Below are 24,476 nucleotides of genomic sequence, written 5' to 3'. Positions count from 1 at the left end.
GTTCCCTCTGTTTTTATGGTATACTGAAAGCGACAACATGATTGGAGCTCCCGATGAAAAAGATCCCCTTAGTATTTTCAGGCTGTCTGTTAGGACTGGTTGGCGCTGGCAACCTTCTTGCAGACTCGCTACCTTTCTTTGCCCACGCCTTTAGTCTGACAGGTTTGTTCTTCTGGTTTTTCTTTGTAGTTTACCATGCGATTCGCTGGCAAGAAACCAAGATAGAATTCCAACAACCAGCCCTTTTATCTGGGATGGCGACTTTTCCCATGGCAGGGATGATTCTATCCACCTATCTTTTGCGCCTCTTTCCCGCCTTTGGAGGTCTATCACAGTTGGTCTGGTGGTCTGCCTTTCTCTTGGATCTGGGCTTAATTCTCTATTTTACCAAGACCCATATCCTAGCGCGACCAAGAGCCAATGCCACTCCAAGTTGGACCGTTCTCTATGTGGGCATTGCAGTAGCAGCCTTGACTTATCCAGTTGTAGGAATAAGAGAGATTGCTTATCTCGCTTTAGTGATTGGTTTTGGTTTGACCTTTCTTCTTTATCCCCTTATCTATCATGATTTGAAGAAGTCCCCCTTGCCCAGTCATCTGTTGGGCCAAGAAGGCATCTATTGCGCTCCATTTTCCCTTCTTTTAGCAGCTCTGGTTCGTGTGGGTGGAGCGAGCCTTCCTGTCTGGTTCTTACTGATCATGGTAGTTGCCTCACAAGGTTTTTATTTCTTTGTTTTGACGCGTCTACCGAGAATGATCAAAGAAGGTTTTCAACCTGCTTTTTCAGCCCTGACCTTTCCAACGGTCATCACAGCGACCTCTTTGAAAATGGCCCAAGGCTTGTTGCAGTGGCCTTTCTTGACAGCTCTCGTATGGATGGAAACTCTTCTTTGTCTCTTGATTTTAGTCGCTGTTTTAGGAGGTTATGTGGTCTATCTCAGGGAGTAGGAAGTCATCCTTTTTCATTGAAACCTTGTCACGATTATGGTAAGATGCACTATACGATTTGTCATACTCTATAGGAAAGGTATCTATGAAATTCATTAAAGGAAAGATCTCGCTGCTTTATCCCCTTTTTCTGCTCTTGTTTTATTTTTATGTTCGGCCCCAATTTCGCCCTTTGGGCCAGTACGTCTCCAATAGTGTAGCAAGCGCCAATAGCTATTATTGGACCTTATTTGGCCTAGAAGGCCTCTATGCAGTCTTTACAGGATTTTTGGTCTACCGTTTTTCTAAAAAAGCGCAATTTAAGCTGGGGAAGAACCCTCTTCAAGCTCTGATAGAAGCCGTTTTTGCGGCCTGTTTGGTTTACTGGTTGGACTACTTCATCAGTGGTTTTGTTCAAGGACGGGCAGCCGTTTTGAGTCTGTTTCCACGGGAAATTAGCCCCACAGGGGTGCTTATCCTAGTGATTGCAATGGTTATTATCCGGCCGGTGACAGAAGAGCTGATCTTTCGTGGAGCCTTGGTGAATGCCTACTTCAAAGGCTGGAAACTCTATGCTGAGATTTGGCTTCCAGCCCTCATCTACAGTGGCCTACATTTTCTCCACAATCCCTTTTCGCTGGGGGCTTGTATCATCTATCTCCTGCCGAGTGTGATTTTTGGGATCCTGTATTATCGGAGTAAGACGCTCCTTTCTCCTATTTTGGCTCATATCTTGCTCAATCTCTACTACACCTTGCCTTTACTTTTATCTGTATTCAAGTAATAACCGATTTCCTGAGTGAGATTGGTTTTTTTTGAAAATATGGTATAATAGAATAAATTTAAAAGAGGGAGTTGAGGTTTGAAAAAAAGCTACCGCGTCAAACGTGACAAAGATTTTAATGCTATTTTTAAAAGTGGTCAAAATGTTGCCAATCGGAAATTCGTTGTTTACCGCTTGCGCAAAGACCAACCACATTTTCGAGTCGGTCTATCTGTTAGTAAGAAACTGGGAAATGCTGTGACCAGAAATCGCATCAAACGTTTGATTCGCCATGTTTTGATCAAACACCAAGCCTTCCTTACGACCGATGATTTTGTTGTTATTGCTCGTAAAGGAGTGGAGGAGCTCGACTTTCATCAAGTAGAGAAAAATCTTGTACATGTCTTAAAATTAGCGCATGTCTACCAAGAAAGGGAATAAAGTGAAAAAGAAACTGAAGTTAACTGGATTATTAGGAGCGGCCTTATTGGTCTTGACAGCTTGTGGAACCTCTCAAGTGACAGCTCAGTCGACAGGTGGTTGGGAACGCTTCGTCTACTTCTTTGCAGAAGCTATCCGCTTCTTATCGTTTGGCGGCAATATCGGTGTAGGGATTATCGTCTTTACCATTGTTATTCGGACGGTCCTCTTGCCCCTCTTCCAGTATCAAATGAATTCAACCCGCAAGATGCAGGAAATTCAACCCCTACTCAAGGAATTACAAGCTAAGTATCCTGGGAAGGACCTAGATAGTCGGACCAAGCTTTCTGAAGAGATGCGGGCCCTCTACAAGGAAAAAGGTGTCAAAACGTCTTCAGCCTTCCTTCCTCTCTTAATCCAGATGCCGGTTCTGATGGCCTTGTTCCAAGCACTGAGCCGTGTCGAATTCCTTAAAGTTGGTCACTTCCTCTGGTTGGATCTTGGCGCGATCGACCCGACTTATATTTTGCCAGTCCTTGCAGCTCTCTTCACATTTTTCAGTAGTTGGTTGACCAATAAAGCCATGCCAGAGCGCAATGGAAGTGCAACAACTATGATGTATGTGATGCCTGTGATGATCTTCTTCTTTGCCTTGTTCTCAGCCAGTGGGGTCGCACTATACTGGGTGACTTCAAATGCTTACCAAGTCGGGCAAACCTATCTCTTGAACAACCCCTTCAAGATTATTGCAGAGCGTGAAGCAAAAGAGCAAGCTTCGCGCGACATGGAAAAACAAAAACGCCGTGCCCTAAACAAAGCACAGAAAAAGAAAAAATAAGAAAGAGGTGGACATATGGTCCTATATACTGGAGCAACTGTTGAAGAAGCGATTCAAAAAGGCCTGAACGATTTAGATATTCCCCGTATGAAGGCACATATTACAGTTGTAGCACGTGAGAAGAAAGGTTTTCTTGGCTTTTTTGGGAAGAAGCCAGCCCAAGTAGAGATTGAGCCGATTGCAGAAACAACGGTCGTCAAAGCCAATCAAAAAGCTGTCAAAGGCGTACCGGACGAAATTAATGCACAAAACGAGCCGGTCAAGACCGTGAGCGAAGCAACAGTTGACCTTGGGCGCGTGGTTGCTGCGATTAAGAAGGTTGAAAAAGAGGGAGAAGTCGTCTCTGAAGAAATCAAGACGGAGATTCTCAAACATGAAAAAGAAGCGAATACGGTTCTTGAAGAAAAAGGGCATGAGCATATCCTTGAGAAAGTCAAAGAACCAGCGACAAAAGAATCAAGCGAGTCTGATTTCTCAAACCTTGGTATCGAGGTAGAGGAAAACTACAATATCGAAGAAGTCGTAGCTGATGTGACAGCCTATGTTCAAACAGTGGTTGATGAAATGGATGTCGATGCAACCATTTCAAGCAGTCACAACCGCCGTACGGTCAATATGCAAATTGATACCAATGAGCCTGGGCGCGTGATTGGTTATCATGGAAAAGTCTTGAAGGCTCTTCAACTCTTGGCGCAAAATTACCTCTATAACCGCTACTCAAAGAATTTTTACATTACCATTAATGTTAATGACTATGTAGAACACCGGGCAGAAGTTCTTCAAAGCTATGCTCAGAAGTTGGCAACACGTGCTCTCGAAGATGGGCAAGCCCAACAGACAGATCCAATGTCAAACAGTGAACGGAAAATCATTCACCGGATCGTCTCTAAGATGGAAGGAGTCACTAGCTACTCTGAAGGGGAAGAACCAAACCGTTACGTGGTGGTAGACATCGAAGGATAATCTAGCTATTATTTCCCATAAGGGAGAGACGGGATTGAGCCGATCTCTCCCTTTTTGTTAGGATTAGAAAGGAAGCAGATGACATTTGCAGCGATTCGAGAGTTTTTAAAGCTTCAAGGAATTCACTACCAGACACCGGCAAAGGCAGGGGGGCTAGCCTCGGAGATGGAGCAGTATCGTGCACTAGCTCAAGTGGCTCGTAAGGAATTCACCGATTTAGTCTCAGCCTTTCAGAAGCGTCACCCTTACTTGGAGCAGGATCGGACTAGCCAATGGATGAACCAGGCTCAAGTCTTGCGGCCTCATTTTTGGGCCTATCTAAAAGGAGAAGGGACGATGGCAGAACCCATGTTTGCTTTGAGACTTTATGGAGACGCAGTTGATTTTGGTGTTTCCTTAGAGGTGAGCTTTATCGAGCGAAAAAAAGACGAGCAGAGTCTTCAAAAACAACATAAGGTTCTCGTCCTTCCTATCTCTCAGCCGGTTTATTATTTCGTCCAGAAAAATGGAGAGAGTCAAAGGGTAGAAGGAACAGAAAAAAATCGCCATGATCTGTTGCAAGCAGTAGCAGAAGGGGCGGTTCGTAAGGTCCTCGTCAAATACGATATTTCTCTAGTTGAGGAAGATTCTCTTGAGGATATCCTGGATCAGTTGCAAGAGGCGCTGGTGGCTCTGGAACCCTATTACTTGGCAACCCGTCAGGTGTAGAAAGGTTTTCTCCGACCTGTATTTGCAACAATTTTGCCATAGCTATTGACAAATAGAGTTGAATCCGATAGAATAGTAAAGTATGTTTAGTAACTGATCACAACTAGCCGGCTAAACGAATACAAAATCTATGAGGAGGTATTCATCGTGAAACGTACTTATCAACCAAGTAAACTTCGTCGTGCGCGCAAACACGGATTCCGTAACCGTATGTCAACTAAAAACGGTCGTCGCGTATTGGCAGCTCGTCGTCGTAAAGGACGCAAAGTTTTGGCTGCGTAATTCAGATAAAAACCTAAAAACCAGTAGAAACTCGAGACTACTGGTTTTTGTTTTGTCCGAAAGTGAATTTAGAGGCGCTTTCTGCTATAATAGAAAGAAGAAAAACTCGGAAGAAAAGGAAGATCATGCAGATTTTTGATACCCACACCCATCTCAATGTGGAAGAATTCGCAGGAAAAGAACAAGAAGAGCTCGATTTGGCCAAGGAAATGGGCGTTGTAGCCCATAATATCGTTGGTTTTGACAAACCGACGATTGAGCGAGGAATAGCCTTGGCAGACCAGCACCCAGAACTCTATCTCACGCTGGGTTGGCACCCCACTGAGGCAGGCGATTATAGTCCTGAAGTGGAGGCCTATTTACTTGAACAGTTGAAACATCCCAAAGTCGTCGCACTCGGAGAAATCGGTCTGGATTACCACTGGATGACGGCACCAAAAGATGTCCAAGAAAAGGTTTTTCGTCGTCAGATTCAATTGTCTAAGGACTTGGACCTCCCCTTTGTGGTGCATACACGCGATGCTTTAGAAGATACTTATGCCATCATCAAGAGTGAAGGAGTCGGTCCTCGCGGTGGGATCATGCATTCTTTCTCAGGAAGTCTAGAAGAAGCCAAACGCTTCATGGATCTGGGAATGATGATCTCCTTTTCTGGAGTAGTGACGTTTAAGAAGGCAACAGATGTCCAAGAAGCGGCAGCTGGCCTTCCGCTCGAGAAGATCTTGGTTGAAACAGACGCCCCTTACCTGGCACCAGTTCCCAAACGTGGTCGGGAAAATAAAACAGCCTACACTCGTTATGTGGTAGATTTTATTGCAGAACTACGTGGCTTAACAACAGAAGAAGTGGCTCAGGCAACCTATGACAATGCAAGAAAGGTATTTGGCCTTGACTGAGAAAAGAAAAATACCAGAAGTGATTGTCGTGGAGGGCAAGGACGACACAGCCAATCTCCGTCGTTTTTATGAGGTGGATACCTATGAAACCCGAGGCTCTGCGATCGATCAAGATGACTTGGAACGAATTGCTAGCTTGCAAGAGTTGCGTGGGGTCATTGTCTTTACCGATCCAGACTATAATGGCGAGCGAATTCGCAAGATCATTATGCAAGAGGTGCCCCAGGCCAAACATGCCTTTTTAAATCGTGGCGAAGCAGTCCCCAAATCCAAGACTAAGGGGCGTTCTCTTGGAGTGGAGCATGCCAGTTTTGAAGACTTAGAAAAAGCCCTAGCTGGACTTGTGGGCTCCTATGAAGATGAGAATTTCTTTGATATCACAAAGACTGATTTGATGCGTCTTGGTCTGTTGATGGGCAACGATAGTCGCAAACGACGGGAATATCTAGGAGAAGCCTTGCGCATCGGCTACTGCAATGGCAAACAATTGATCAAACGCTTGGAGTTGTTTGGAATTTGTTTGGCCCAAGTCGAAGAGGCGATGGCCCGTTATTAAGACGGAAGTAGAGGGGATCCTTTACCCTTAAACTGATTAGAAAAGAGAAAAAATGAGAATTGCAGATTATAGCGTGACCAAGGCAGTGCTGGAGCGTCACGGTTTTACCTTTAAAAAATCCTTCGGTCAAAACTTCTTGACCGATACCAACATCCTTCAAAAGATTGTGGATACTGCTGAGATTGATAAGCAGGTCAATGTCATCGAAATCGGTCCCGGAATTGGAGCTCTCACTGAGTTTTTGGCAGAAAATGCTGCAGAAGTCATGGCCTTTGAGATTGATGACCGCTTGGTTCCCATTTTGGCGGATACCTTGCGTGATTTTGACAATGTCACGGTTGTCAACCAAGACATCCTCAAGGTAGACCTCAACCAGTACATCGCAGAGTTTAAAAATCCAGACCTTCCGATTAAGGTAGTGGCCAACCTTCCGTATTACATCACAACTCCCATCCTCATGCACTTGATCGAATCCAAGATTCCTTTCCAAGAATTTGTGGTCATGATGCAAAAAGAGGTGGCAGACCGCATCTCAGCTGAGCCCAACACCAAGGCTTATGGTTCTTTATCCATTGCAGTCCAATACTATATGACTGCTAAGGTAGCCTTTATTGTGCCTCGCACCGTCTTTGTGCCAGCACCAAACGTCGACTCTGCCATCCTCAAGATGGTCCGTCGTGAAAAACCAGCAGTAACCGTCAAGGATGAAGATTTCTTCTTCTCTGTCAGCAAGGCTAGCTTTGTCCACCGTCGCAAAACCCTTTGGAACAACTTGACCAGTCGCTTTGGCAAGACCGAAGAAATCAAAGCCAAACTGGAAGCAGGAATCCAAGCTGCAGGCCTGCAACCTTCTGTACGAGGAGAAGCTCTTAGCTTAGAAGACTTCGCTCGCCTAGCAGATGGCCTTCTAGAAGCAGGAATAAAATAACAGAAAAGACATGAGCTTCGTAGCTCATGTCTTGTTTATTGTTGAAGGAAAGGACGGGATTTGAACCCGCGCGTGAATAAAATCCACTTGCCGGATTTCGAGTCCGGTGCCGTACCGAGCTGGGCCACCTTTCCAAGATGCGGAGAAAGGGATTTGAACCCTCACGCCCGAAAGGGCACATGCGCCTGAAGCATGCGTGTCTGCCGTTCCACCACCTCCGCATAGTTCTATTATACACTTTTTAGGAAAAATGCCAAGGAAAAAAAGGAACAGGGAGCCTACAGATGGCTCCTGTTCCTTTATCAATAGATCATTTCAATGCCGCAGGATATAGGCTATCTTGCTCCTTGGAGGTATCTTTGAGGATAAAGATGGCCCATAAAAGAGCTAAGATGCAGACCACTAATCCCGGGATACCCCCTTCAGGACCAAATTCACCACCGGTGATCAAGGTGTGATTTGAAGTTGTGAAGTACATCAAGGATGATTCGCTATCAAAGCCACTGACATGAAAACCATAGACATTTCCCATCAGGAAATTCCAGGCAAAGTGGAAGCCACAAGGTCCCCAAATATTCCCGCGTTTCAGGGCATAGACTGCTGTAAAGACCCCAAAGAAGAAGAGATGAACAGTAGAGAACCAAGAAGCACCGTTGTTATTCATATGGAAGTAGGAGAACATAGTAGCTGAGATGAGGATAGCTAGAAGGGCATTGGTATGGTAGGAGATAGTTGGAATCAACCAACCACGGATATAAATTTCTTCTGCCGCAGTTTGGAAAATATAGCCGATCAAGACCAAAATCCAAGATACAAGAAATGGCATACTAAATTGAATGCGATGGAATGTGGCATTCCCTGTGACTAAAAAGACGATCAAGACTGTTGTGATCATGATGCCTCCCACAAGGCAACCTTTGGCGAATTCAGAAAGCCCATTTCCTTTGGAAAATCCCATGGTTCGAATAGGCCGTTTTTCAATCAAGCGAACCCAAAGGAAAAAGGCAATAATGGTATAGAGGAAGGACCAAAGGTCAAGGATATTCCACCAGTCTGGGATCCAGTGTTGCTTATTGAGAAAGAAGCTAGTCGATGCCGTACTAACAGGGGACATGTACTCTGTGATGTAATACAAGATGAACGGAGCCAAAAACCAAGGTGTCAGAAATTTTCCCTTTTTGATATTGTCAATCAAGGGATTTTGCTTAGAAAGAAAAGAAAGACTCATAAAGAACCTCCATCTAAAAACGAAGAACAAAGAAAAATTTTTTGTTCAGCCAAGTGAGCGTTGAAACAAGGTGCGTTTCTGGTCTTCACTTCCTTTCTATCATGCTTGTCTCTAGTTTCCCACATGCAACTTATTTATGAATGTTTTTCACATTTATTATACCTAAATTTGGAAGCGGTTGCAAGTTCTCTCCTTATTATCCTTAAAAAAATTGCTGAAACTAGTTCCAGATTTTCTTAACAAGCATTCCAGCCTTATTTCGCATTTTTTGGTATAATAGGAGTATTAAACTCAAAGGAGTGCGATTTGCAAGGAACCATCGTCAAGGCCTTGGCTGGCTTCTACTACGTGGAGTCAGACGGGTACATTTACCAGACACGGGCTCGTGGAAATTTTAGAAAAAAAGGACAGACTCCTTATGTGGGGGATCAGGTGGAGTTCTCTGCTGAAGAGAATTCAGAAGGCTACATTTTGAGCATTGCGCCTCGAAAAAACAGCCTCGTGCGCCCTCCTATTGTCAATATTGATCAGGCAGTAGTCATCATGTCAGCTAAGGAACCGGATTTCAACGCCAATCTTTTAGATCGTTTTCTGGTTCTTTTGGAGCATAAGGGGATTCATCCCATTGTCTATATTTCAAAACTGGACTTGTTAGAAAATATGGAAGACATCCACTACTACCAAGGAATCTACCAGGCTATTGGCTATGATTTTGTCTTGTCGATTGAGGAACTCTTGCCCCTTTTGACCAATCAAACCACAGTCTTTATGGGACAGACCGGTGTAGGAAAATCGACCTTGCTCAATAAAATCGCTCCGGATCTGGAGCTTGAAACGGGTGAGATTTCAGATAGTCTGGGGCGCGGTCGACACACGACTCGAGCTGTCAGCTTTTACCATTTAAATGGAGGAAAGATCGCAGATACGCCTGGCTTCTCCTCCCTTGATTATGAAGTGACGACCAGTGAAGACTTAAATCAAGCCTTCCCAGAGATCGCCGACGTGAGCCACTCTTGTAAATTTCGTACCTGTACCCACACGCATGAGCCAGCTTGTGCGGTGAAACCAGCCGTTGAAAGAGAGGAAATTGCGACTTTCCGTTATGAGGATTACTTGCAATTTTTAAGTGAGATTGAAAATCGTCGCGAAACCTATAAAAAAGTTTCGAAAAAAATGCCAAAATAGGAGACAATACAAGAATGAAAACAATGAAATTAGCCCCCTCAATTTTGAGTGCCGATTATGCCAATTTTGAAAGTGAATTGAAACGCTTAGAAGCAGCTGGAGCTGACTATGCCCATATCGATGTCATGGATGGCCATTTTGTGCCTAATATTAGCTTCGGGGCTGGTGTCGTAGAGAGCATGCGTCCACATAGCAAGTTGGTCTTTGATTGCCACTTGATGGTCACCAATCCCGAACACCATATCGAAGAATTTGCCCGTGCAGGAGCTGATATCATCAGTATCCATGTAGAAGCTACTCCCCATATTCACGGAGCTCTTCAAAAAATTCGTCAAGCGGGTGTGAAGGCTAGTGTCGTGATCAACCCAGGGACTCCTGTAGACAGTATCAAACATGTCTTGAATTTGGTGGATCAAGTCTTGGTTATGACCGTTAATCCAGGATTCGGTGGCCAAGCCTTCTTGCCTGAAACCATGGACAAGGTGCGCGAATTAGCCGCTCTTCGTGAAGAAAAAGGCTTAGACTTTGATATCGAAGTGGATGGTGGAATTGATGACCAAAGTATTTCGCAAGCCAAAGAAGCCGGGGCCAATGTCTTTGTAGCAGGCTCTTATGTCTTTAATGGAGATGTCAATGAGCGCGTTCAAACGCTCCGAGATGCTGTAAATGGATAACATCGCAATACTGGCAGGAGGTGACAGCGCGCTCTTGCCAAAAGATCATGACGTTTATGTAGGCGTTGATGGTGGCTGTTTGAAGTTACTGGAAAAAGGTCTGCCTTTAGATATAGCTGTGGGGGATTTCGATTCTGTCTCTGAGACCGATTTGCGCCAGATCCGAACCCAAGCCAAACAAGTTGTTCAATCCGTTCCTGAAAAGAACGATACGGATTTGGAATTGGCCTTGAAAGCGACCTTTGAGGCCTATCCAGAGGCTGCTGTCACCGTTTATGGTGCCTTTGGCGGTCGTTTGGATCACTTTTTGTCCAATATCTTTTTGCCAACCGATCCAGACCTAGCTCCCTACATGGACCAGATCCAATTAGTCGATGGTCAAAATCGCTTGATCTACAGACCAGCTGGTTGCCATGAGATTCAGCCGGATCCAGCCATGTCCTATGTTGGTTTTATGCCTGTCGGAGAAGGCCACTTAGAGATCACAGGGGCCAAGTATCCGATCCATCAGGAGAATTATTTTTTGAAGGCCATGTATGGCTCCAATGAATTTTTGGATCAACCGATTCAAGTGAGTCTTGATCGTGGCTATCTTGTCATTGTTTATAGTAAAGACAGAGGTTAATATGAATATCATTCTGCTTCTGATTGGCCTGCTCAATCTGGGCCTCCTCATCTATTTCTTGCAACGGTCAGATGATACAAGACCGGCTTTACGAGAGATGCTGGAAGACCACGAGGATCATTTGACAGACCAGTTGGACTATCGTTTTGAAAAAGAAAGACAAGCAAGCCAGATTACCAATCAGCAGTTAGAGATCGCCCTGACAGATCGCTTGACCGAGATGCGAGTGGAGATCCACCAGCAGACGACGGCTCTGCGCGCTGAGATGAATGAGCACTTTACTAAAAATCGGGACAAAACAGATGAGCGCATGCGCCAGATCCAAGAGTCCAATGAAGTGCGGCTAGAACAGATGCGCCAAACGGTAGAAGAAAAATTGGAGAAAACCTTGCAACACCGTTTGCAGACCTCCTTTGAGACGGTTTCAAAACAATTGGAGTCGGTCAACAAAGGGCTGGGAGAAATGCAGACGGTGGCGCGGGATGTCGGAACCCTTAATAAAGTTCTCTCCAATACCAAGACGCGTGGGATTATGGGCGAATTGCAACTGGGCCAAATCATTGAAGATATCTTGACCCCAGCCCAGTATGAGCGAGAGTTTGTCACCGTTCCTCAATCCAGTGAGCGCGTGGAATATGCCATTAAGCTTCCAGGGCAAGGAGAGGAGCCAGTCTATCTGCCGATTGACTCTAAATTCCCACTGGAAGACTACTATCGTCTGGAAGAAGCTTATGAATCAGGAGAGAAAGAGGAAATTGAGCGTTACCGCAAGGCTCTTCTTGCTAGTATCAAGCGTTTTGCTAAGGATATCCAACAAAAATACCTCTTTCCACCAGCGACAACTAATTTCGGAATTCTCTTTTTGCCAACCGAAGGCCTCTATTCCGAAGTGGTTCGCAATCCAGAATTCTTCGATCGCTTGCGTCGGGACGAACAAATTTTAGTGGCAGGTCCAAGCACCCTATCAGCCCTCTTGAACTCCTTGTCTGTTGGCTTTAAAACGCTCAACATCCAAAAGAGTGCAGACGATATTAGTAAAGTGTTGGGATCGGTCAAATCAGAATTCCATAAGTTTGGAGGGATTTTGGCCAAGACTCAACGCCATTTAAAGAATGCTTCCAATAATATTGATGATTTGCTAACCAGACGGACCAGTGCCATCGAGCGGACACTCCGCCAAATCGAAAGCGATGAGGACCTGCTGGGACTAGATGTATATATAGAAGATGGAGAAGATGATGGTCAAAATTAACCAAATGAAAAAAGATGAATTGTTCGAAGGATTCTATTTGATCAAGTCAGCAGAAGTGCGTCAAACGCGGGCTGGGAAGAACTATCTAGCCTTTGTTTTTCAGGATGAGACCGGCACGATCGAAGGCAAACTATGGGATGCCCAACCACACAATGTAGAGAGCTTTACAGCTGGGCGCGTGGTCCATATGGCTGGTCGTCGGGAGGTCTACAATAATACTCCACAAGTTAATCAATTGAATATGCGCTTGCCACAAGCAGGAGAGCCCAACAATCCAGCAGACTTCAAGGAAAAACCACCAGTAGATCCCAAGGAATTGCATGAATACCTGTCAAACATGATTTTCAAAATTGAAAATCCAGTTTGGCAACGGATTGTCCGTGCCCTCTATGGAAAATATGAGAAAGAGTTTTATAGCTATCCAGCTGCTAAGACCAACCATCATGCCTTTGAAGCAGGTCTCGCTTATCATACAGCGACCATGGTCCGCTTGGCAGATAGTATCGGCGATATCTATCCTCAATTGAATAAGAGTTTGCTCTTTGCAGGGATTATGTTACACGATTTGGCTAAAGTGATCGAGTTGACGGGTCCTGAAAATACAGAATACACTGTTCGGGGCAATCTCATTGGTCACATTGCTTTGATAGATGAAGAAATCACCAAAGTCTTGCAAGACTTGAAGATTGATGACCAAAAAGAAGAGGTAATTGTCCTTCGCCATGTGATCTTGAGTCACCATGGATTACTCGAATACGGTAGTCCTGTTCGTCCAAAGATCATGGAAGCAGAGATTATTCATATGATCGACAATTTGGATGCAGAAATGATGATGATGACAACAGCTCTAGGTTTGGTTGGTCCTGGCGAGATGACCAACAAGATTTTCGCTATGGAAAACCGATCTTTCTATAAACCGAATATCGATCAGTAAAAACAGAGATAAATACGGAAACTATTCCAAAAAAAAGAAAAAATTAGGGAAAAACGGCCTTCTGTAAATCAGAATGTTCGTTTTTTTCGCTTCTTATGGTATAATGATAGAAAAAACTACATGGTGAGAAAATGAAATTAAGAAGAAGTGAACGGATGGTTGTAATTTCTAATTACTTGATCAACCATCCCTATGAATTGACTAGCCTCAATACCTTTGCAGAAAGGTATGAGTCTGCTAAATCTTCTATCTCAGAAGATATCGTGATTATTAAGCGGGCTTTTGAAGAGATGGAAATTGGAAATATTGAAACCATCACAGGAGCTGGAGGAGGCGTTGTTTTTACGCCCTCTATCTCAGACGAGGAATCAAAAGAAATCGTTCAAGACCTCTGCAAGCAATTGTCTGAAAGTGACCGTATTCTTCCTGGGGGTTACATTTACTTATCTGATCTTTTAAGCAATCCAAAGATTTTGAATCGTATCGGCCGTATCATTGCTAAAGCCTTCCGTAATAAGAAGATTGATGCTGTCATGACTGTAGCGACCAAGGGAGTTCCTCTAGCCAATGCAGTGGCAAACGTCTTGAATGTTCCTTTTGTTATTGTCCGCCGTGATTTAAAAATCACAGAAGGATCAACCGTCAGTGTTAACTATGTTTCAGGATCTAGTGGCGACCGTATTGAAAAAATGTTCCTTTCAAAACGTAGTCTAAAAGCAGGAAGTCGGGTTTTGATTGTGGATGATTTCCTAAAAGGCGGTGGAACGATCAACGGGATGGTCAGTCTTTTGGCTGAATTCGATTCGGAATTAGCAGGGGTAGCTGTTTTTGCTGATAATGCTTCAACAGATCGCGAATTCTTTGAACACAAATCCTTATTACGAGTGACCAATATTGATGTGAAAGAAAATAAATTGAATGTTGAAGTTGGAAATATCTTTGACTAAAGGATACAAAGGAGGATCAAAAAGTGAAAAGAATCTTAGATCGATTTGATAACAGCCCTTTGTGGATTCGCTTAGTGACTGTTTTAGCCTTATCCTTTATTTTAGTAGCTGGTTTGTATACAGTGAAAAAGAATACGGCAGCCCAAGTAACGACAGAGATCCAACCCGCTAAAAAGACAGGGGCTCTTCCAGTGAAAAAGGAAACAAAGGAAGAAAAAGAAAAGAAGGAAGAAAAGAAAAATATTGAAGCTGCAGAGAAAGCAGTAGACCAAATGGAGAAAAATCCGAGTCAAGAATCTGTAACTGCTGCGCAAACAGCTGTTAAGAAAGTGAATGATGCAACTCAAAAACAATCACTAGAAGCTCGTATCCAATACATTGCGAACTATTATGGTTTAACCTATGAGGAAGACACAACGGCTGTTCATCAGAATCAAACAGATTCAAATACAGATACAGGAGCGAACACGACAGACGCGACAATCCAATCACAACAGCAACAACAATATACACCCACTGTAGATGCAGGGACGCAAACTCCGTCTCAAACAGCTCAATAGTTTAACTTTTAGACTTCTTGAAAAAACAGAAAAAAGATCTTGCAAACAAAGTGCCGTCATGTTATAATAATAGACGGTACTTTTTACTTTTGGTCTCTCAAGAGTGTACAGGGACGTGCTGACAAATGTTGCAAAAGTACACACAGATGGTAGCTGTCACCAAGTGTATCATCACCAAAAATAAAAAAATTCACAGGAGAATGTAGATGCCTACAATTAACCAATTGGTTCGCAAACCGCGTAAATCAAAAGTAGAAAAATCTAAATCACCAGCTTTGAACGTTGGTTACAACAGTCATAAAAAAGTTCAAACAAACGTTTCTTCACCACAAAAACGTGGTGTTGCAACTCGTGTTGGAACAATGACACCTAAAAAACCTAACTCTGCCCTTCGTAAATTTGCCCGTGTACGTTTGAGCAACTTGATCGAAGTTACTGCTTATATCCCAGGTATCGGACACAACTTGCAAGAACACAGCGTGGTTCTTCTTCGTGGTGGACGTGTAAAAGACCTTCCAGGGGTACGTTACCATATCGTCCGTGGAGCACTTGATACTGCAGGTGTAAACGATCGTAAACAAGGCCGTTCTAAATACGGTACTAAACGTCCAAAAGCATAAGGAAAGGGGATAAAGAGAAATGAGTCGTAAAAACCGTGCGCCTAAACGCGATGTATTGCCAGATCCGCTTTACAATTCACAATTAGTTACTCGTCTTATCAACCGCGTTATGCTTGATGGTAAACGTGGTACAGCTGCTTCAATCGTTTACGGAGCCTTCGAACAAATTAAAGAAGCTACTGGGAACGATGCTCTTGAAGTATTCGAAACAGCTATGGAAAACATCATGCCTGTACTTGAAGTACGTGCTCGCCGTGTCGGTGGTTCTAACTACCAAGTCCCAGTTGAAGTTCGTCCAGAACGTCGTACAACACTTGGACTTCGTTGGTTGGTAACAATCGCTCGTCAACGTGGTGAACACACAATGGTTGATCGTCTTGCAAAAGAAATTTTGGATGCGGCGAACAACACTGGTGCAGCTGTTAAGAAACGTGAAGATACTCACCGTATGGCTGAAGCTAACCGTGCATTCGCACACTTCCGCTGGTAAGATCAAGATACTGAGGGTGTTAAAAAAGCGACTGAAAATTAGGAAGCTTGACGAAGAATCGAAGATTCTAGGAAAGCTTATCTATTTTCCGAGCTTTTGGCCCGGGTTCAATTAAGCTTTGTCGGCTCTTGAACCCAATTCAACTTTTCTTACAAGTTGGAACCAAAACTTAGCATGAAAACACTGAGAACGGGTAGGTCCTGCCTATCCGTTTTTATTAAATCATGTTATAATAGAATATAGAAATAAAAAATATAGGAGAAACAAACCTCATGGCACGCGAATTTTCACTTGAAAAAACTCGTAATATCGGTATCATGGCTCACGTCGATGCTGGTAAAACAACTACAACTGAGCGTATCCTTTACTACACTGGTAAGATTCACAAAATCGGTGAAACTCACGAAGGTGCGTCACAAATGGACTGGATGGAGCAAGAGCAAGAACGTGGTATCACTATCACATCTGCCGCTACAACAGCTCAATGGAAAGACACTCGTGTAAACATCATCGACACACCAGGACACGTGGACTTCACTATCGAAGTTCAACGTTCACTCCGCGTTTTGGACGGTGCTGTAACCGTTCTTGACTCACAATCAGGTGTTGAGCCTCAAACTGAAACAGTTTGGCGTCAAGCAACTGAATACGGAGTTCCACGTATCGTATTCGCAAACAAGATGGATAAAATCGGTGCTGACTTCCTTTACTCAGTAAGCACACTTCATGACCGTCTTCAAGCAAACGCTCACCCAATTCAATTGCCAATCGGTGCTGAAGATGACTTCCGCGGAATCATTGACTTGATCAAGATGAAAGCTGAAATCTATACGAACGACCTTGGTACAGATATCCTTGAAGAAGATATTCCAGCTGAATACCTTGAACAAGCTCAAGAATACCGTGAAAAATTGGTTGAAGCAGTTGCTGAAACTGATGAAGACTTGATGATGAAATACCTTGAAGGGGAAGAAATCACAAACGAAGAATTGAAAGCTGGTATCCGTAAAGCGACAATCAACGTTGAATTCTACCCAGTACTTTGTGGTTCTGCCTTCAAGAACAAAGGGGTTCAATTGATGTTGGATGCAGTCCTTGACTACCTTCCAAGTCCACTTGATATCCCTGCAATCAAGGGTGTAAACCCAGATACAGACGAAGAAGAAGAACGTCCAGCATCTGATGAAGAGCCATTTGCAGCTCTTGCCTTCAAGATCATGACTGACCCATTCGTAGGTCGCTTGACATTCTTCCGTGTTTACTCAGGTGTCTTGAACTCAGGTTCATACGTATTGAACACTTCTAAAGGTAAACGTGAACGTATCGGACGTATCCTTCAAATGCACGCCAACACTCGTAAAGAAATCGAAACAGTTTACTCTGGAGATATCGCTGCTGCCGTTGGTTTGAAAGATACTACAACTGGTGACTCATTGACAGATGAAAAAGCAAAAATCATCCTTGAATCAATCGAAGTTCCAGAACCAGTTATCCAATTGATGGTTGAGCCTAAATCTAAAGCAGACCAAGACAAGATGGGTATCGCCCTTCAAAAATTGGCTGAAGAAGATCCAACATTCCGCGTTGAAACAAACCCTGAAACTGGTGAAACAGTTATCTCTGGTATGGGTGAGTTGCACTTGGATGTCCTTGTTGACCGTATGAAACGTGAATTCAAGGTTGAAGCTAACGTTGGTGCTCCTCAAGTATCTTACCGTGAAACATTCCGCGCTTCTACACAAGCACGTGGATTCTTCAAACGTCAATCTGGTGGTAAAGGTCAGTTTGGTGATGTTTGGATCGAATTTACTCCAAACGAAGAAGGTAAAGGATTCGAGTTCGAAAATGCGATCGTCGGTGGTGTGGTTCCACGTGAATTCATCCCTGCAGTAGAAAAAGGACTTCAAGAATCTATGGCTAACGGTGTTCTTGCTGGTTACCCAATGGTTGACGTGAAAGCTAAGCTTTACGATGGTTCATACCACGATGTCGACTCATCTGAAACTGCCTTCAAGATCGCTGCATCTCTTGCACTTAAAGAAGCTGCTAAGACTGCACAACCAGCTATCCTTGAACCAATGATGCTTGTAACCATCACAGTTCCTGAAGAAAACCTTGGGGATGTTATGGGGCACGTAACTGCTCGTCGTGGACGTGTAGATGGTATGGAAGCACACGGTGCAAGCCAAATCGTTCGTGCTTATGTACCGCTTGCCGAAATGTTCGGTTACGCTACTGTTCTTCGTTCTGCAACTCAAGGACGTGGTACTTTCATGATGGTATTTGACCACTACGAAGATGTACCAAAATCAGTACAAGAAGAAATCATTAAAAAAGCTAAAGGTGAAGCTTAATTTACCAAATCTGAGAACTCTTCCCGTTTAGGGAAGGGTTTTTGTTTGTCTGGAAAGGCTAGAGGTTAAATGGTAGTAGAGGAAACGTCATTTCCATGGACTAAGACTTTGTGAAAAACTTTAATAAAAAAGGTCTCGAACTATGATAAATCTTGCTTTTCGTTGGGAAATAGTTGCTTTTTAATGCAATAAAGTATATAATAGAGACTGTTAAAAGATGTTTGGCGCTGTGTCAAGTTACTCTTTTCACAAAAAATTTTTTTGATTTTCATAAGGAGGAAATCACGAATGGTAGTTAAAGTTGGTATTAACGGTTTCGGTCGTATCGGACGTCTTGCTTTCCGTCGTATCCAAAACGTAGAAGGTGTTGAAGTTACACGCATCAACGACCTTACAGATCCAGTTATGCTTGCACACTTGTTGAAATACGATACAACTCAAGGTCGTTTCGACGGTACTGTGGAAGTTAAAGAAGGTGGATTCGAAGTTAACGGTAAATTCGTTAAAGTTTCTGCTGAACGTGATCCAGAACAAATCGACTGGGCTAACGACGGTGTAGAAATCGTTCTTGAAGCAACTGGTTTCTTTGCTACTAAAGCAGCTGCTGAAAAACACTTGCATGCTGGTGGTGCTAAGAAAGTTGTTATCACTGCTCCTGGTGGATCAGATGTTAAAACAGTCGTATTTAACACTAACCACGATATTCTTGATGGTACTGAAACAGTTATCTCAGGTGCTTCATGTACTACAAACTGCTTGGCTCCAATGGCTAAAGCTCTTCAAGATAACTTCGGTGTTGTTGAAGGATTGATGACTACTATCCACGCTTACACTGGTGACCAAATGATCCTTGACGGTCCACACCGTAAAGGTGACCTTCGTCGTGCACGCGCTGGTGCTGCTAACATCGTTCCTAACTCAACTGGTGCTGCTAAAGCAATCGGTTTGGTTATCCCTGAATTGAACGGTAAATTGGACGGAGCTGCACAACGCGTTCCTACTCCAACTGGATCAGTTACTGAATTGGTAGTTGTTCTTGAAAAGAACGTTACTGTTGATGAAGTAAATGCAGCTATGAAAGCAGTAGCTAACGAATCATACGGTTACACTGAAGATCCAATCGTTTCTTCAGACGTTGTAGGTATGTCTTACGGATCATTGTTTGACGCAACTCAAACTAAAGTTCTTGACGTTGACGGTAAACAATTGGTTAAAGTTGTTTCATGGTATGACAACGAAATGTCTTACACTGCACAACTTGTTCGTACTCTTGAATACTTCGCAAAAATTGCTAAATAATTCATGCGTATGATGAGAGGAGGGAAACCTCCTCTTTTTTTGTACTTTTTTTAGGGCTTTCTCATCATATTATAGGAATTGCCAAAATAGATTGACAGTGCTAAATAGATTAAGGTATCCTATTCTTGATTGGAGATTTCTAATACAACGAAATGAAAGCGATTACAGGTCGTATAGAAAGGAGCCAATGGAAATCGCTCAAGAAATAGAAAAAAACATACAAGGAGGTCAAGATGAAAGGTCATCTATTTGAAAAGAAAGAACGATTTAGTATACGAAAATTCAGTGTGGGAGTTTGTTCCGCATTGATTGGGTTAGCATTTTTAGGAACAGGCGCTGTCTCTGCAGATGAGACGGTTTCTACTAGTGAACAACCCTTGGAAACCTCTTCAGTAGCGACTGAAGAGGTCAATCATCTAGTGAGAGAAGCTGGCGTCTATACTGCAGATGCGGCACTTCCTACAGCTGATCCTGCAAAACCGGCCACAGAAGCTTTCACTCCAGAGGCTAGCCCTACAAGTACAGAAGCTAGCTCGACAACTACAGATCATCCAGCTGTTTCAGAGACTGAAAAACCGAAAGCTACTGCTGAAAAAGTGGCTGATTTACCAACCAATGAAGAAAAACAATTAAGACCCAAAGAAGTTAAGTTCGATACCTGGGACGATCTCTTGAAGTGGGAACCAGGAAAACGAGTGGATGACGATATGAACAGAGCAAGCGTTCCACTTGCGAGTCGTTTCCAAGGAAAACAAATTAATGAACAAGCCAACCCTGAAGCGAAGATCCAAGCGCTGTCAAACATGAACTCCAAAGCCAAGGATCATGCGTCTGTCGGCGGGGAAGAGTTTAAGGCCTATGCTTTTGATTACTGGCAATATTTGGATTCTATGGTCTTTTGGGAAGGGCTGGTCCCATCAGCAGATGTGATCGATGCTGCCCACCGAAATGGGGTTCCTATTTATGGGACAATCTTTTATAACTGGTCTAGCAGCATCAAGGATCAAGAACATTTTGCAGAAACCTTGAAAGAAGATAGTGAAGGCTCTAAAACCTTCCCGATCGCCCGTAAATTAGTCGAACTTGCCAAGTACTATGGCTTTGATGGTTACTTTATCAACCAAGAAACGACCGGAAATCTTGTAGAACCATTGGGTCCAAAATTGAGAGATTTTCTTCTTTATACCAAGGAATATGCGAAGAGTCTGAATTATCCGATTAAGTATTCCTGGTATGATGCTATGACCTATGAATATGGCCGTTACCATGAGAATGCGCTGGGAGAATACAACTACAATTTCATGCAGCCAGAAAATGGGGAAAATCCAGTGGATACCTTCTTTGCTAACTTTAACTGGGGCAAATCAGAAGTTGATTATTCCATCAGTACAGCCAAATGGATTAACCGGAATCCTTATGATGTTCTTGCTGGACTCGAGCTCCAAAAAGGAGGCTCTTATAAGACTAATGTAGACTGGAATGCCATTTTAGATGAACATGGCAAGTTGCGTCTATCCCTTGGTCTTTATGCGCCAGATACGATTACAGGTCTAGGAAAAACTGGAGAAGGATACCATACCCATGAAGATCTATTCTGGACAGGTTTCCAAGGAGATCCGACTAAAGGGAAACCAGCAGACCAATCTTGGTATGGAATGTCTAATTTGGTTGTGGACAAAACTCCTATTACAAGTGAAGATTTCAATACTTCCTTTAATACTGGACATGGCAAACACTGGTTTGTGGACGGCAAGATTTCTAAAGAAGGGGAATGGAACTACCGTTCTGTTTCAGGCTACCTTCCAACCTGGCGTTGGTGGGTAGAGCATAGTGAAGATAGTACACCATTGAAAGGTCGCTATGATTTTGATCAAGCCTACAATGGAGGAAATTCTCTAGCCTTTGAAGGAGATTTAAAAGCCAATAGCAGTCAAAATGTCATGCTCTATTCGACCAAGATTCCTGTGACAGAAACGACAAAATTAAGCGTCAGTCATAAAGGTGGGGTCGGAGCAGCTGCCTGGGTAGCTGTTGCCACAAAAGAAGACTACTCTGAATACGAATGGAAAGAATTGACACCGAGTGCGGATTGGTCTACTCAAACCTTTGATTTGGGAAGTTTGGCTGGCAAAACCATTTATGCTGTGAAGATGTTCTTTGACCATGATACGGATGTCAAAGACTACAAATTTAATCTTGGCCAATTGTCGATTACGTCGAACCAAGAGAAACCAGCTACTCCAGCAGAAGTATCCGTTCGTGCAAAACGCCTACAAAATGCGCAAGAAGCAGAAGCAGTCCTTAATTTTAAAGGGGTAGCAGATGCGGATTATTATGAAGTCTATGAAAAAGATGGCGACAACTGGCGTCTCTTAACAGGGTCTTCTGCAACAACCGTCTATCTACCAAAAGTTAGCCGTTCAGCAAGTGCTGAAGGAACGACTCAGGACCTCAAGGTTGTGGCAGTTGGGAAGAACGGCCAACGTTCAGATGCAGGAACTGTGGCCTTTGATTGGGGTATGACCGTGTCAGATACCAGTCTTCCAAAAGCCCTAGCACCAAACGTGGTCATCGGAGCCAAAGTGATCGGTTCGAGCTTCCCAGATGCGGATGGTAGTGAAGGCATCGAGGGGATGTTAAATGGTACCATTACCAGTCTTTCAGATAAATGGTCCTCTGCTCAATTGAGTGGAACCGTCGATATTCGCTTGACACAACCACGGACCATTGTTCGTTGGGTCATGGACCATGCCGGTGCGGGTGGAGAATCTGTCGACGATGGCAAGATGAATACCCGTGACTTCGACCTTTACTACAAGGATGAAGCGGGTGAATGGAAGCTCGCTAAGGAAGTTCGTGGCAATAAAGCCCATGTGTCTGACATTACACTTGATCATCCGATCAAGGCTCAAGAATGGCGTCTCCATGTCATTACGGCAGATAACGGAACTCCATGGCAAGCCATCCGGATTTACAACTGGAAGATGTATGAAAGTCTGGATACGGAAACGGTCAACATCCCGATGAAACATGCTGCAGCGCAAAACCTAGGTAATCATTTTGTCCAAGTCGGTTTCAAAGATGTTCCAGCTAATACTACTCTGACTCTTTATGCCGATAAAGAAGCGACTAGCCCAATTGCGACCATGACAGCCGATCAAGCTGGAAATCTCATTTTTAAACCGCTTGCTTTTGAATCAACCCCATCTCTTCTATACTATCGTGCGCAAGAACCTGGTAAAGATATCAGTAATGTTTTGGCGATCGAAGTTCCAAAGAATGATAAAGAAATTGCGGGACTTCAATTTGAAGATGGATTGACTAAGAAGGTCTACCGGGAAGGCGATGCCCTTTCCTTAAAAGGGGCGACTCTCCGCGTTCATTATAAAGATGGCCAAGCAGATCAACTGGTCAACCTCACCAACTCAGGTGTAGAGATCCATGGATTTGACAGTAGCAAGCTTGGAGAACAACACCTAGAAGTTTCTTACCTTGGTCAGAAATTGGATAAGACTCTCACTGTTTTTGTGGTCAGTGCAGAGGAAGCGGGTGAAAAAGCAGTTGCTGGTCTAGAATTGACCGACAAACCAAAAGTGGAATATATTGTCGGAGAAGCATTGGAGAAAGAAGGCGGACGCTTTACAGTCGTCTTTGAAGATGAAACGACCGAAACGCATGCCTTGACAGATGAAGGTGTGGAAGTAACTGGCTTTGATACGACTAAGGAAGGTCGTCAAACCCTCACTGTCCATTACAAAGGAGCTAGCACAAGCTTTGATGTCCTCGTCAATCCAAAACCAGCTCTCAACGATGAATACCTCAAGCAAAAATTGGCTGAAGCTGCAAAAGCCAAAGTAGACTTTACTTTTGCGACTCCTGAAGTCAAAGAAGCTTTGCTGGCTGGAATGGCTGCTTCTGAAAAAGTCTTGAAAGAGCATGATACCAGCACACAAGATCAAGTCAATGAGCAGTTGAACCAATTGACCGCTCTCTTGAAAGCCTTGGATGGTCAAGCTAATCTAACAAAAGAAAAAGAAGCTCTCTCTGCCCTAACAACAGAAGCGACTGCTCTATTAGCAAGCAAGCCAAATCACCCTTCTGGTGAGGCTTTGCAGGCACTGATTGAGAAAAATAAAGAGCTCCTAGCTTCTTCAGAACTCACTCCTGAAGCGCTTGAAACAGCTAAGACAAGTCTAGAGACCTTGATTGCACTCCTGAAAGAAGATAAGCCAGCGGTCTTTGTAGACCCTGCGACTGGAGTCGAAGTTCAATTCTCCAACTTAGAGCCAACCGTTGTCAAAGGACTAAAAGTCGCAAAAGTTGAAGCCAATCAGGAAGAAAAAGAAGAGCTGAAGGGCCGAGAAGGAATCGTCTTTGATATTGAAGGCGTGGATGCAAGCGGTCAAGACATCGATACGCACTATTCATCCCTTGTGAAGATTCCTGTGGATAAGGATAAAGAAGTGGAGCAAGTCCTCTTCTTCCCTGAAGGTCAAGCTCCTCAATCCTTGGCCTTTGAGAGAGTTGGAGATGTGGTCATCTTTACCGCTCCTCATTTTACCCACTATGCGATTGTCTATAAGCCAGCCAAAACGGAAGGACCAGACCAACCGATCCAACCAGAGGAACCGGCTAAACCAGATCAGCCTGTTCAACCAGTTCAACCAAATCAGCCAGTCCAACCAGCTGCCCCAGTGACTTCGGATCCAGCTAATTCATTGAAGCCTACAGAGTCTTCTCAAGTGGATCAGTTGACCCCAACGACTTCTACTCAACCGGGTCATCAAGAGGAAGAACACAAGGATATGGTTGATCAAGAGATCCATCAGTTGTTAAGTGCCCACCAAGGAGTAAACTCACAGCCGACTGTTCAGCAAGAAACAAAAGATGCAAGCAAAGAAAGTCAATCGGAACACTTGCCAAATACGGCTAGCCTAGAAGCTTCCTTTGCAGCTGAAGCTGTTCTCCTAGCAGCCTTAGGCGCCTTCCTCTTGGCTGGTAAGAAGAAAGAAGAGTAAGGCTTTTACA

Annotated in this window: 23 protein-coding genes and 2 tRNA genes; 22 read left to right on the top strand and 3 right to left on the bottom strand. The window is 43.8% G+C overall.

Annotation, left to right across the window (positions count from 1 at the left end; translation table 11 throughout):
* The first annotated feature begins 53 nt into the window (after positions 1 to 53).
* The 10 genes from HMPREF0833_RS06310 to rsmA all read left to right on the top strand — a co-directional run bounded on the left by HMPREF0833_RS06310 (position 54) and on the right by rsmA (position 7,280).
* The gene (locus tag HMPREF0833_RS06310) at positions 54 to 947 is read left to right on the top strand and encodes a TDT family transporter (RefSeq protein WP_013904220.1); all 894 of its coding nucleotides are present in this window, start codon (positions 54 to 56) and stop codon (positions 945 to 947) included.
* 85 nt (positions 948 to 1,032) lie between these two features.
* Positions 1,033 to 1,710, top strand: a complete 678-nt coding sequence (locus tag HMPREF0833_RS06305) for a CPBP family intramembrane glutamic endopeptidase (RefSeq protein WP_013904219.1) — start codon at positions 1,033 to 1,035, stop codon at positions 1,708 to 1,710.
* A 78-nt stretch (positions 1,711 to 1,788) separates the two neighbouring features.
* On the top strand, positions 1,789 to 2,130 hold the full coding sequence (rnpA, locus tag HMPREF0833_RS06300) for a ribonuclease P protein component (protein ID WP_003002960.1): 342 nt from the start codon (positions 1,789 to 1,791) through the stop codon (positions 2,128 to 2,130).
* Position 2,131: 1 nt separating this feature from the next.
* The gene (locus tag HMPREF0833_RS06295; RefSeq protein ID WP_041818502.1) at positions 2,132 to 2,947 is read left to right on the top strand and encodes a YidC/Oxa1 family membrane protein insertase; all 816 of its coding nucleotides are present in this window, start codon (positions 2,132 to 2,134) and stop codon (positions 2,945 to 2,947) included.
* Between the two features lie 15 nt (positions 2,948 to 2,962).
* The gene (gene jag / locus HMPREF0833_RS06290; protein ID WP_013904217.1) at positions 2,963 to 3,910 is read left to right on the top strand and encodes an RNA-binding cell elongation regulator Jag/EloR; all 948 of its coding nucleotides are present in this window, start codon (positions 2,963 to 2,965) and stop codon (positions 3,908 to 3,910) included.
* A gap of 78 nt (positions 3,911 to 3,988) precedes the next feature.
* Positions 3,989 to 4,618 (top strand): hypothetical protein, encoded by a 630-nt coding sequence (locus HMPREF0833_RS06285; RefSeq protein ID WP_013904216.1) that lies wholly within the window; start codon positions 3,989 to 3,991, stop codon positions 4,616 to 4,618.
* A gap of 147 nt (positions 4,619 to 4,765) precedes the next feature.
* On the top strand, positions 4,766 to 4,900 hold the full coding sequence (gene rpmH / locus HMPREF0833_RS06280) for a 50S ribosomal protein L34 (RefSeq protein WP_000831905.1): 135 nt from the start codon (positions 4,766 to 4,768) through the stop codon (positions 4,898 to 4,900).
* Between the two features lie 125 nt (positions 4,901 to 5,025).
* On the top strand, positions 5,026 to 5,796 hold the full coding sequence (locus tag HMPREF0833_RS06275; RefSeq protein ID WP_013904215.1) for a TatD family hydrolase: 771 nt from the start codon (positions 5,026 to 5,028) through the stop codon (positions 5,794 to 5,796).
* Positions 5,768 to 6,352 carry a ribonuclease M5 gene (gene rnmV / locus HMPREF0833_RS06270; protein ID WP_013904214.1) on the top strand — a complete coding sequence of 195 codons (585 nt, stop codon included), beginning with the start codon at positions 5,768 to 5,770 and terminating at the stop codon, positions 6,350 to 6,352. Before HMPREF0833_RS06275 ends, rnmV begins: the two co-directional genes overlap by 29 nt.
* Positions 6,353 to 6,404: 52 nt before the next feature.
* On the top strand, positions 6,405 to 7,280 hold the full coding sequence (rsmA, locus tag HMPREF0833_RS06265) for a 16S rRNA (adenine(1518)-N(6)/adenine(1519)-N(6))-dimethyltransferase RsmA (RefSeq protein WP_013904213.1): 876 nt from the start codon (positions 6,405 to 6,407) through the stop codon (positions 7,278 to 7,280).
* Between the two features lie 45 nt (positions 7,281 to 7,325).
* Here the strand turns inward: rsmA and HMPREF0833_RS06260 are convergent.
* From HMPREF0833_RS06260 to HMPREF0833_RS06250, 3 genes are all read right to left on the bottom strand, one after another.
* Positions 7,326 to 7,414 (bottom strand) — tRNA-Ser (locus HMPREF0833_RS06260).
* A 4-nt stretch (positions 7,415 to 7,418) separates the two neighbouring features.
* Positions 7,419 to 7,501: transfer RNA gene (locus HMPREF0833_RS06255), tRNA-Leu, on the bottom strand.
* An 89-nt stretch (positions 7,502 to 7,590) separates the two neighbouring features.
* Positions 7,591 to 8,508, bottom strand: coding sequence for a CPBP family intramembrane glutamic endopeptidase (locus HMPREF0833_RS06250; RefSeq protein ID WP_003015941.1), 918 nt, complete (start codon positions 8,506 to 8,508; stop codon positions 7,591 to 7,593).
* Between the two features lie 306 nt (positions 8,509 to 8,814).
* On the opposite strand from HMPREF0833_RS06250, the gene rsgA reads away from it, so the two are divergent.
* From rsgA to HMPREF0833_RS06190, 12 genes are all read left to right on the top strand, one after another.
* On the top strand, positions 8,815 to 9,693 hold the full coding sequence (gene rsgA / locus HMPREF0833_RS06245) for a ribosome small subunit-dependent GTPase A (RefSeq protein ID WP_013904212.1): 879 nt from the start codon (positions 8,815 to 8,817) through the stop codon (positions 9,691 to 9,693).
* A 14-nt stretch (positions 9,694 to 9,707) separates the two neighbouring features.
* Positions 9,708 to 10,367 carry a ribulose-phosphate 3-epimerase gene (gene rpe / locus HMPREF0833_RS06240; protein WP_013904211.1) on the top strand — a complete coding sequence of 220 codons (660 nt, stop codon included), beginning with the start codon at positions 9,708 to 9,710 and terminating at the stop codon, positions 10,365 to 10,367.
* A complete protein-coding gene (locus HMPREF0833_RS06235; protein WP_013904210.1) occupies positions 10,360 to 10,992 on the top strand; it encodes a thiamine diphosphokinase in 633 nt (210 codons plus the stop codon). Before rpe ends, HMPREF0833_RS06235 begins: the two co-directional genes overlap by 8 nt.
* Position 10,993: 1 nt before the next feature.
* A complete protein-coding gene (locus HMPREF0833_RS06230) occupies positions 10,994 to 12,244 on the top strand; it encodes a DNA recombination protein RmuC (RefSeq protein WP_041818375.1) in 1,251 nt (416 codons plus the stop codon).
* Positions 12,231 to 13,178 carry a 3'-5' exoribonuclease YhaM family protein gene (locus HMPREF0833_RS06225; RefSeq protein WP_041818374.1) on the top strand — a complete coding sequence of 316 codons (948 nt, stop codon included), beginning with the start codon at positions 12,231 to 12,233 and terminating at the stop codon, positions 13,176 to 13,178. Before HMPREF0833_RS06230 ends, HMPREF0833_RS06225 begins: the two co-directional genes overlap by 14 nt.
* Before the next feature lie 131 nt (positions 13,179 to 13,309).
* Positions 13,310 to 14,125 (top strand): pur operon repressor, encoded by an 816-nt coding sequence (purR, locus tag HMPREF0833_RS06220; protein WP_003015959.1) that lies wholly within the window; start codon positions 13,310 to 13,312, stop codon positions 14,123 to 14,125.
* Positions 14,126 to 14,148: 23 nt separating this feature from the next.
* Positions 14,149 to 14,685, top strand: a complete 537-nt coding sequence (locus HMPREF0833_RS06215) for a hypothetical protein (RefSeq protein WP_013904207.1) — start codon at positions 14,149 to 14,151, stop codon at positions 14,683 to 14,685.
* Between the two features lie 206 nt (positions 14,686 to 14,891).
* Positions 14,892 to 15,305: a 30S ribosomal protein S12 gene (gene rpsL / locus HMPREF0833_RS06210; protein WP_001142332.1), complete on the top strand. Its 414-nt coding sequence runs from the start codon at positions 14,892 to 14,894 to the stop codon at positions 15,303 to 15,305.
* Positions 15,306 to 15,324: 19 nt separating this feature from the next.
* The gene (rpsG, locus tag HMPREF0833_RS06205; RefSeq protein ID WP_003003105.1) at positions 15,325 to 15,795 is read left to right on the top strand and encodes a 30S ribosomal protein S7; all 471 of its coding nucleotides are present in this window, start codon (positions 15,325 to 15,327) and stop codon (positions 15,793 to 15,795) included.
* A 272-nt stretch (positions 15,796 to 16,067) separates the two neighbouring features.
* Positions 16,068 to 18,149 carry an elongation factor G gene (gene fusA, locus HMPREF0833_RS06200; RefSeq protein ID WP_003003071.1) on the top strand — a complete coding sequence of 694 codons (2,082 nt, stop codon included), beginning with the start codon at positions 16,068 to 16,070 and terminating at the stop codon, positions 18,147 to 18,149.
* Positions 18,150 to 18,437: 288 nt separating this feature from the next.
* Positions 18,438 to 19,448: a type I glyceraldehyde-3-phosphate dehydrogenase gene (gene gap, locus HMPREF0833_RS06195; RefSeq protein WP_006154814.1), complete on the top strand. Its 1,011-nt coding sequence runs from the start codon at positions 18,438 to 18,440 to the stop codon at positions 19,446 to 19,448.
* Between the two features lie 233 nt (positions 19,449 to 19,681).
* Positions 19,682 to 24,466: an endo-beta-N-acetylglucosaminidase gene (locus HMPREF0833_RS06190; protein WP_013904206.1), complete on the top strand. Its 4,785-nt coding sequence runs from the start codon at positions 19,682 to 19,684 to the stop codon at positions 24,464 to 24,466.
* The last annotated feature ends 10 nt before the right edge of the window (positions 24,467 to 24,476 follow it).

Origin of the sequence: Streptococcus parasanguinis ATCC 15912 (assembly GCF_000164675.2) — a bacterium.
In the GTDB taxonomy this organism is placed as follows: domain Bacteria; phylum Bacillota; class Bacilli; order Lactobacillales; family Streptococcaceae; genus Streptococcus; species Streptococcus parasanguinis.
This window is presented reverse-complemented; position numbering and strand designations above follow the sequence as displayed.

Coding starts and splice junctions, on each gene's coding strand:
- HMPREF0833_RS06310 (WP_013904220.1), top strand. CDS start 54: ATGAAAAAGATCCCCTTAGTATTTTCAGGCTGTCTGTTAGGACTGGTT.
- HMPREF0833_RS06305 (WP_013904219.1), top strand. CDS start 1,033: ATGAAATTCATTAAAGGAAAGATCTCGCTGCTTTATCCCCTTTTTCTG.
- jag (WP_013904217.1), top strand. CDS start 2,963: ATGGTCCTATATACTGGAGCAACTGTTGAAGAAGCGATTCAAAAAGGC.
- HMPREF0833_RS06285 (WP_013904216.1), top strand. CDS start 3,989: ATGACATTTGCAGCGATTCGAGAGTTTTTAAAGCTTCAAGGAATTCAC.
- HMPREF0833_RS06275 (WP_013904215.1), top strand. CDS start 5,026: ATGCAGATTTTTGATACCCACACCCATCTCAATGTGGAAGAATTCGCA.
- rnmV (WP_013904214.1), top strand. CDS start 5,768: ATGCAAGAAAGGTATTTGGCCTTGACTGAGAAAAGAAAAATACCAGAA.
- rsmA (WP_013904213.1), top strand. CDS start 6,405: ATGAGAATTGCAGATTATAGCGTGACCAAGGCAGTGCTGGAGCGTCAC.
- HMPREF0833_RS06250 (WP_003015941.1), bottom strand. CDS start 8,508: ATGAGTCTTTCTTTTCTTTCTAAGCAAAATCCCTTGATTGACAATATC.
- rpe (WP_013904211.1), top strand. CDS start 9,708: ATGAAAACAATGAAATTAGCCCCCTCAATTTTGAGTGCCGATTATGCC.
- HMPREF0833_RS06235 (WP_013904210.1), top strand. CDS start 10,360: ATGGATAACATCGCAATACTGGCAGGAGGTGACAGCGCGCTCTTGCCA.
- HMPREF0833_RS06230 (WP_041818375.1), top strand. CDS start 10,994: ATGAATATCATTCTGCTTCTGATTGGCCTGCTCAATCTGGGCCTCCTC.
- HMPREF0833_RS06225 (WP_041818374.1), top strand. CDS start 12,231: ATGGTCAAAATTAACCAAATGAAAAAAGATGAATTGTTCGAAGGATTC.
- purR (WP_003015959.1), top strand. CDS start 13,310: ATGAAATTAAGAAGAAGTGAACGGATGGTTGTAATTTCTAATTACTTG.
- rpsL (WP_001142332.1), top strand. CDS start 14,892: ATGCCTACAATTAACCAATTGGTTCGCAAACCGCGTAAATCAAAAGTA.
- rpsG (WP_003003105.1), top strand. CDS start 15,325: ATGAGTCGTAAAAACCGTGCGCCTAAACGCGATGTATTGCCAGATCCG.
- fusA (WP_003003071.1), top strand. CDS start 16,068: ATGGCACGCGAATTTTCACTTGAAAAAACTCGTAATATCGGTATCATG.
- gap (WP_006154814.1), top strand. CDS start 18,438: ATGGTAGTTAAAGTTGGTATTAACGGTTTCGGTCGTATCGGACGTCTT.
- HMPREF0833_RS06190 (WP_013904206.1), top strand. CDS start 19,682: ATGAAAGGTCATCTATTTGAAAAGAAAGAACGATTTAGTATACGAAAA.